Source organism: Methylobacterium aquaticum (genome assembly GCF_001043915.1).
GTDB lineage: Bacteria > Pseudomonadota > Alphaproteobacteria > Rhizobiales > Beijerinckiaceae > Methylobacterium > Methylobacterium aquaticum.
Genome location: NZ_LABX01000288.1, coordinates 1 through 7,693, shown reverse-complemented (window position 1 = coordinate 7,693; position 7,693 = coordinate 1). Strand labels below are relative to the sequence as shown.

Genomic DNA, 7,693 nt, shown 5'->3' with positions numbered 1-7,693 from the left:
TGTCCCAGGACGCCACCTGGCTTCCCTGTGTTCGCCCCACCCCCGATGCGCCGCACATGCCTCATCGGGCGATGATCGGCATAATCGAGACGCAGGTCAACCGCGCCGGCCGGATCGAACACGAGCGCCGCTCCTATCTCTCTCCAGCGAGGCTCGCCGCCAAGCCCTCCGCCGCCGCCGTGCGGGCGCCCTGGCAGACCGAGAACCGCCTGCACTGGGTGCTCGACGTCGTCTTCCACGACGACCTCGTGCGGCTGCGGACCGGATCAGGCCCGCAGAACATGGCAGTCGTGCGCCACATGGCCATCAACCTCGTGCGCGCACCACACGATCGCCACAGCCTCAAGGCCCGCAGAAAGCTCGCCAATCTCAATCCCGACTACCTCGAAGCCCTTCTCCGACACACACCAGCAGACCCTTCAAAAAGCTGAAGCGATTCCCCTGCGTCGATGCGTGGGCGGGGGCAGTCCGGGGCGCGCCCCGTCCTCGTGCAGGGGAAGCCCGTCGGGAAACCATGGTTCCGCGATGCCCGCTCGTGACGCAGAGGCCGAAGATCCGGGATGAAGTGTCGATTCCGGACGTCGCTCTCGGCTCGGCGCGTCTTGAACGGGAACGCCCTCGTCGACGACGGCTCTGCCCGCTTCGACGCCTTGCTTCCCATCGTGAGATGCGCAGAACGCCGGCCCCTCGCGGGGCCGGCGCTTCATCGCATGCGCGAAGGATCAACCGTTCTTGGATTGCAGGCCGATCGCCACGAAGCGGGTGCCCTTGTCGTTCCTGATCCGCATCAGCACCGCCTTGCGGCCGTCGCTCTCGGCGGCGCGGATGCGGGAGGCGACGTCGGACAGGGTCGAGACCGGCTGGCCGCCGACATCGAGGATGACGTCGCCCTCCTGGATGCCCTTGGCTGCCGCCGGGCCGTCCGGGTCGACGGCCACCACCGCGACGCCCTCCTGGCCGGCGCCGATCTGACCCGCCGGGGCGAGGCTCAGGCCGAGCCGCGGCTGGCTGTCGCCCTGGCGCCCGCCGCGATCGTCGGCACTCGCCACCTTGATGTCGTTCGGCAGCGTGCCGAGGGTCACCTGGGCAGTCTCGGTCTTGCCCCCGCGCAGATAGGTCAGCTCCACCTTGGTGCCGGGCTTCAGCGAGGCGATCTTGCGCGACAATTCGCGGGCATCGGTCACCGCCTCGCCGTTCACCGCCTGAACCACGTCGCCGGATTTCAGCCCGGCCTTGGCGGCGGGCGTGCCGTCCTGGGCGCTGGTCACCAGGGCGCCCTTGGCCTTGTCGAGGCCGAGGCTGTCGGCGATGTCCTTCGTCACCGGCTGGATCTGGAGGCCGAGATAGCCGCGGGCGACCTTGCCGTCGGCGCGCAGCTGGTCGACCACCGCCTGCACCGTCTCGGACGGGATCGCGAAGGCCAGGCCGACATTGCCGCCGGACGGCGAGGCGATCGCGGTGTTCACGCCCACCACCTCGCCGGAGACGTTGAAGGTCGGCCCGCCCGAGTTGCCCTTGTTGATCGGCGCGTCGATCTGCAGGAAGTCGTCGTAGGGGCCGGCGCCGATGTCGCGGCCGCGGGCCGAGACGATGCCGGCGGTGACGGTACCCCCGAGGCCGAACGGGTTGCCGATCGCCACCACCCAGTCGCCGACCTGCGGCGCGCCGTGGGCGAGCTTCACGTAGGGGAACGGCGCGCCGTCGGTGACCTTGAGCAGCGCCAGATCGGTCTTCGGATCGGTGCCGATGATCTTGGCCGGCAGGGTGCGGCCGTCGTCGAGGGTGACCTCGACCGACTTGGCGTTGGTCACCACGTGGTTGTTGGTCACCACGTAGCCGTCGGCCGAGATGAAGAAGCCCGAGCCTTGCGCCGCGCCGCCGCCGTGGCGCTGCGGGCGCGCCATGCCGCCCATCCCACCACCCTGGCCGCCCTCGCCGAAGCGGCGGAAGAAGTCGCGCAGCTGCGGCGGCACGTTCTGGAGGTTCTGGCCGCCAGCCTCCTCGTCGTCCGAGGCGTCGTCCTTCAGCTTCACCTTCACCGAGACCACGCCCGGCTTCACCCGGTTGACGATCGGCGCGAAGCTGCCCGGCGGGTGCTCGGCGGTGGTGATCGGGGTCTGCGGCAGGGCCTGGGCAAAGGCCGCGGTGCTGGGCGGCAGGACGGCGGTGCCGAGCGCCCCGGTGGCCACCAGGGTGACGGCCGCCACGGAGGCGAGGGCCTTGCGGTGGAAGCGGCGGGGCTCGTGGGAGGTCGCGGTCTTCTGGGTCATCGGGGTCTCAAGGCTCCGTCTGGCGAGGGCCGCGCTCGCGGCCGGTCGATGGAGCCATTATGGTCGGCGGGCCTGACGGCGCCGTGGCCCGTGGATTACGGTTTGGTCAGGCGCTCCCGGGCCTCGCGGGACCGTCGGCCGGGAGGGCCGGAACGGCGGGCCGCGCCCCGGCTTGACGGACGGGCCCAGGCCGGTCCCTCCCCCCTCGTCAGGACAGGAATTCCGCCATGGACATCGTCGTCTCGGTCATCTCCCTGCTGCTGGTGCTGGTGCTGATCGCCCGGGGCGTGCCGGGCCGCAACCTGCTGGTCACGCTCGCGGTGGCCCTCGTCGTGGTGGTGCTGATCGTGGGGATCGAGCGGGCCGGCCTGTGGCCCGAATCGTTCCACACCCGCTAAGAAGCCCGATGACCGCCCTCCCCCTGGTGCTCTATCCGGACCCGCGCCTGCGCCGAGCCACGCCTCCGGTCACCGCCTTCGACGACGCCCTGCGGGCCTTCGCGGGCGACCTGCGCGACACGCTGCTATCCGTCTCGGCCCTCGGCCTCACCGGCCCGCATGTCGGCGCGCCGGTGCGGCTGACGATCATCCGGGCCGGGCTCGACCTCGCGCCGCGCAGTTACGTCAACCCGGAGCTGGTCTGGGCCTCGCCCGAGACCGCCCGCCACCGCGAGGGCAGCGTCTCGATGCCCGGCATCGACGAGGAGGTCGAGCGCCCGGCCCGGGTGCGGCTGCGCTTCCACGACCTCGACGGCACGGCGCACGAGGCCGAGGAGGAGGGTTTTGCCGCCGCCTGCCTGCAACACGAGATCGACCAGCTCGACGGCCTGTTCTGGATCGAGCGATTGTCGCGCCTCAAGCGCGACCGGGTGCTCAAGCGCTACGCCAAGCTGCGGCGGGGGTGATGCCGGGACGCCGCGACCGAAGCCTTAACCGGACCGGCCGCAGGGTCGCGTCTCCCTGCTCCGCCGGAACGCCGGGCCCAGCCTGGCCGTTATCCCGGCAACCGGGGCCGTCACCGGCCCTCTCCCTCTCGGACGACCTGCCCCTCGGAAAGGATGCCGATGCGCCCCCTCCGGACCCTCCTGATCCCCGCCGCCCTGCTGGCGACGACCCTCGCGGCCACCGCCCAGCCCGGCCCGGCCTACCGCTATGGCCCGCGCGACATCGACGCCACCGGCACCGTCGGCGGCCGCGCGCCCTGGTCCGCGCCCTGGGTCTACGATACCGGCGGCGACAACGACCGCCGCCCCGAACTGCCCGCCTACCAGCAGGGCGGCGGCCAGCAGACCGGCGGCCCGGCCCGCAACCTGCTGCCGGATGACGGGCTGCACATCGTCCCGCGCTGACCGGGATCCTACTCCATGCCGGCGGCGGGGTCGCCCGTCCCCGGCCCGGCCGCCCTCCGCCTGACGCTCGCCCGTTCGCCGGCCTCCGCGGCGCATTTGTCGGCGTGGATCGCCCGGTTGACGACCTGGAGGTTCGGCAGGCCCCAATAGCCGAGAAGCTCGGGCCAGGGCCGCGCCCGCTCCTCGCGCCAGATCCGGTAGAGCGGCACCCGGTGGTCGACCTCGGCCGTCTTCAACAGGCGCTTGCCGGACTGGGCGCAGCGATGCCCCTGGCGGCGCTTCAGCTCCTTCACGTGGTCGGCCGGCGCGATCCAGAATTTCCAGGCGATGACGCAGGCCGCATGCCACGCGGCCTTGCGGTTGGGTGCGCCCGTCCCCCACAGGTCGCGGTGCCAGCCGAAGCGGTAGACCGGCTGGCCGCAGATGCAGCAATGCCCCTTGCCCCGGTCGTAGGGCGCCTCGCGGAACGGCGCCGGCGGCACCCGGAAGCTGAAGGCGAGGCCCTTCTCGGCAAGCGCCGTCTCGGACAGGTTCTCCTCGGTCAAGTCCTCAGCCTTGCCGCGGCGGCGTGCGTCGGGAGGAGTCCCTGTGCCGAGACGCCAGGTCCAGCCCTCGGGCTGGCCGGAGGCGGCGGCGAGCGCCCGGGCCAGCCGGTCGGCCCGCAGGATGTGGTGGCGCCAGTAGCTCTCGACGGCGAGCCGCGGCGTCGGCGGCACCAGGGGCCGCGACAGGGCGTGGCGGAGCACCGGAAGCGGGAACACCACCGGCAGGGATCGTTCCAGCCGCGCCCGGGCGGCGGCGTTGCGCGCCTCCCGCCACAGGGAGGCCGCCGAGGGCGGCTTGCCCACCGGTCCGCTCTCCGGCACCGATGCGGGCACCCTCTCCGCCAGGGTCGGCTTGGCCGAACCGGTCCCGGCGGCCTTCGTCCGCGCCCTCCTCTCCCCGACCGCCGCCTCGGCCGTTCCCTCGGGCGTTCTCTTCGCTGGTCTGCCGGCCGCTCGCTTCGCCATGCCTGTCCCGCACCGGCCCGCACCGGCCGCCGCCAGGCCATAACGCCGAAGCGGCGCGGCACCAAATGCCGGATGCGCGTGCCGCCCCGGTCGGAACCCGCCGCGCGACGGCGCACACCGGGCCGACATCGGCAATCATTAACCATCCTTCAAAAGACCAAAGCTAACCTCGAGGTAACGGCAAGGAGATGGCCTCCAGTGAAGACGGGTATTCGCACGCGCCTCTATGGCGGGTTCGGGGTGCTGATGGCGCTCTCCGCCGGCCTTGGCGCCTATGCGTTGAGCAGCAGCAGCGGCACCGCGGCGCGCTACGAGGAGCGCGCGACGCTGGAGCGCGTGGCCCTCCGGGTGTTCTCGGTCGACGGGTTCTCCCACCAGCTCGCTGGCCAGGCGACGCATTACCGCTTCACCCAGGATCCGGAGAGCCTCGCGGCGATGCACCGGACCATCGCCCGGATCGACGCGATCGGCACCGAGTTCGAGAGCGCGACCGTCGATCCGGAGCGCAAGGCGCTCTACGCCACCATCCTGGCGAATGCGCGCAGCCTCAAGGCCGACACCGCCCGCCTCGGCGAGCTGGGCGCCCAGATCCGCGACAATCGGACAAAGCTGATCGCCGGCGGCGACGTCCTCGCCAAGGCGTCCGCCGCCCTCATGGCCGCGGTCAAGGCGGATGGCACCAGCGCCGACGTGGGCCGCGCCACCGCGATCGAGACCGCCGCCCTGCTGGCGCGGATCGCGAGCTGGCGCTTCCTCGCGACGACGGATGCGGCCAGGCCGGCGACCGTCGAGGCGCATCTCCGCACCGCCGAAGCCGCCCTGAAGGTGCTGGCCGATCAGGACGTGCTGGGCTCCTTCACCCAGCCGGTCGCCGTCCTGCGCCAGGCGCTCGGCCGCTACAAGGACCAGTTCGAGGCGACCGCCTCGGCGCTCACCGCCAGCGCCGCGCTCTACGAGCAGGGCTTCCAGCCGAAGATGGCGGCGATCGAGAAGGCCGGCGACGCCGCCCGGGGCTCGATCGAGGCCACCATCGAGACGATCGCGACCGCGACCACCGCCGCCGCGACCGCCGCGCACAGGCTCCTGGTCGGGCTCATCGCCGCCGTGATCGCCCTCGGCCTTGGCCTGGCGCTGGTCATCGCCCGCAGCATCCTGCGGCCGATCCGCGGCATGACCGGGGCGATGACCCGGCTGGCGGAGGGCGACCTCGCGATCGAGGTGCCCTCCCGCGACGCCGTCGACGAGATGGGCGACATGGCGAAGGCCGTCGACGTGTTCCGCGCCAACGCGGTGGCGCGCCGGGAGATGGAGGCGCGGGCGCTGGCCGACCAGTCGGACCGCGACCGGCGCGTCGCCGTCCTCGACCGGCTGGTGCGCGGTTTCGAGACCGAGATCCTCGCCTCCCTCGACGTGGTGGCCGCCGCCGCCGGCCAGCTCGACGCCACCGCCCACGCGATGACCGGCGTGGCCGAGGGCACCAACCGGCGCGCCGGCGCGGTGGAGGCCGCCTCCGAGGAGACCGCCGCCAACGTGCAGACCGTCGCGGTCGCCGCCGAGGAGCTGGTGGCCTCCCTCCAGGAGATCGAGCGCCAGGTGCTGCGCTCGAACGAGGTCGCGGGCCTCGCCCGGCAGGAGGCCCGATCGACCGATGCCGCGATGGGCGACCTCGCCCGTGCCGCCGACGAGATCGGCACCGCCGTGTCGATGATCTCGGCCATTGCCGGCCAGACCAACCTGCTGGCCCTGAACGCCACGATCGAGGCGGCGCGGGCCGGCGAGGCCGGCCGCGGCTTCGCGGTGGTGGCCGCCGAGGTCAAGCAGCTCGCCGGCCAGACGACGCGGGCGACCGACGCCATCGCGAACCAGATCGCCCGGATCCAGGTCGCCGCCGAGCGCGCCGGCGGGGCGATCCGGCAGATCGGCGAGACCATCGTGTCGGTCGACGAGATCTCCGGCGTGATCGCCGCGACGGTCACCGAGCAGACCGCGACCACCAATGCGATCTCCCGCACCATCGCCGACGCCGCCCGCGGCACCCAGGCGGTCTCGGGCCATATCGGCCAGGTCACGGCCTCGGCGGGCGAGACCGGCCGCGCCGCCGGCCAGGTTCTCGACGCCGCCCGCAGCCTCTCGGCGCAGTCGATGACCGTGAAGGGCCAGGTCGACCGGTTCCTGGCCGCGATCCGGGCGGCCTGACGCCCGACGACGAACCGGTCGCCGGTCCGGCGGCGGGATTCGAGGCACGGACGGGACCCTCGGCGCGGGACGCATCCGGGCCCCGCTGGTCCGCGGCGGAATGCCGCCTATCTGTCCACGGCAACGCTCGCGGCGCCCGGAGGCGCCGCCCCGCCCTCAGGAGCCTCGCCGCCCGCCATGACCGCTTCCCTCCTCGGCCGCCTGCGCCTCACCCTCGTGGTGCTCGGCCTCGCCACCACCCTTTCGGCCTGCGACGCGGTCAATCGGGTGCCGACCCTGGAGGAGGCGGCCAAGTCGCGCTGGTCCGAGGTGCAGAACCAGTACCAGCGCCGCGCCGACCTGATCCCCAACCTCGTCGAGACCGTGAAGGGCTACGCCCAGCAGGAGAAGGACGTGCTGGTGCAGGTCACCGAGGCCCGCGCCAAGGCGAGTTCGGTCAAGGTCGATGCCTCGACGGTGAGCGACCCGCAGAAGTTCCGCGAGTTCCAGGACGCCCAGAACCAGCTCTCCGGGGCCCTCGGCCGGCTCCTCGTCACCGTCGAGCGCTATCCCGACCTGAAGTCGAACGCCAACTTCCTCGCCCTGCAATCGCAGCTCGAGGGCACCGAGAACCGCATCGCGGTGGCGCGGCGCGACTACATCCAGGCGGTGCAGGCCTACAACACCGAGATCCGCACCGTTCCGGGCCGCTGGATCGCCTCCACCCTCTATCCGGACGCCAAGCCGATGGAGGCGTTCACCGCCACCCCCGATGCCAGCCGCCCGCCGACCGTGAAGTTCTAGGGTGATGATGCGCGGCTCTGCGGGCGCGGTCCTCGCCCTCCTGCTGATCCTCTGGGCCGGGGCGGCCGCCGCCCTCGACCTGCCGC

Annotated in this window: 8 protein-coding genes; 6 read left to right on the top strand and 2 right to left on the bottom strand. The window is 72.6% G+C overall.

Annotated elements, in window-relative coordinates:
- Positions 1 to 431 (top strand): ISAs1 family transposase (locus VP06_RS29595; protein WP_048467399.1); only part of this gene is annotated, 431 nt, incomplete at its 5' end.
- 291 nt (positions 432 to 722) lie between these two features.
- On the opposite strand, the gene VP06_RS29590 is transcribed toward VP06_RS29595, so the two are convergent.
- Entirely contained in the window at positions 723 to 2,270 is a 1,548-nt protein-coding gene (locus VP06_RS29590) for a Do family serine endopeptidase (protein WP_048467398.1), read from the bottom strand.
- A gap of 227 nt (positions 2,271 to 2,497) precedes the next feature.
- Between VP06_RS29590 and VP06_RS37455 the strand changes: the two genes are divergently transcribed.
- The 3 genes from VP06_RS37455 to VP06_RS29580 all read left to right on the top strand — a co-directional run bounded on the left by VP06_RS37455 (position 2,498) and on the right by VP06_RS29580 (position 3,618).
- Complete coding sequence (locus tag VP06_RS37455; protein ID WP_197093317.1) at positions 2,498 to 2,668, top strand: hypothetical protein; 171 nt, start codon at positions 2,498 to 2,500, stop codon at positions 2,666 to 2,668.
- An 8-nt stretch (positions 2,669 to 2,676) separates the two neighbouring features.
- Positions 2,677 to 3,174 carry a peptide deformylase gene (locus VP06_RS29585; RefSeq protein WP_048467397.1) on the top strand — a complete coding sequence of 166 codons (498 nt, stop codon included), beginning with the start codon at positions 2,677 to 2,679 and terminating at the stop codon, positions 3,172 to 3,174.
- Positions 3,175 to 3,333: 159 nt separating this feature from the next.
- On the top strand, positions 3,334 to 3,618 hold the full coding sequence (locus VP06_RS29580; RefSeq protein WP_156295841.1) for a hypothetical protein: 285 nt from the start codon (positions 3,334 to 3,336) through the stop codon (positions 3,616 to 3,618).
- Between the two features lie 8 nt (positions 3,619 to 3,626).
- Here VP06_RS29580 and VP06_RS29575 read toward each other — a convergent pair whose 3' ends face one another.
- The gene (locus VP06_RS29575) at positions 3,627 to 4,466 is read right to left on the bottom strand and encodes a hypothetical protein (protein ID WP_048467395.1); all 840 of its coding nucleotides are present in this window, start codon (positions 4,464 to 4,466) and stop codon (positions 3,627 to 3,629) included.
- A 360-nt stretch (positions 4,467 to 4,826) separates the two neighbouring features.
- Here VP06_RS29575 and VP06_RS29570 point away from each other — a divergent pair, with 360 nt between their 5' ends.
- Both VP06_RS29570 and VP06_RS29565 read left to right on the top strand, forming a co-directional pair.
- The gene (locus tag VP06_RS29570) at positions 4,827 to 6,824 is read left to right on the top strand and encodes a methyl-accepting chemotaxis protein (protein ID WP_048467394.1); all 1,998 of its coding nucleotides are present in this window, start codon (positions 4,827 to 4,829) and stop codon (positions 6,822 to 6,824) included.
- Positions 6,825 to 7,001: 177 nt separating this feature from the next.
- Positions 7,002 to 7,607, top strand: a complete 606-nt coding sequence (locus tag VP06_RS29565) for a LemA family protein (RefSeq protein WP_048467393.1) — start codon at positions 7,002 to 7,004, stop codon at positions 7,605 to 7,607.
- Positions 7,608 to 7,693 lie beyond the last annotated feature (86 nt).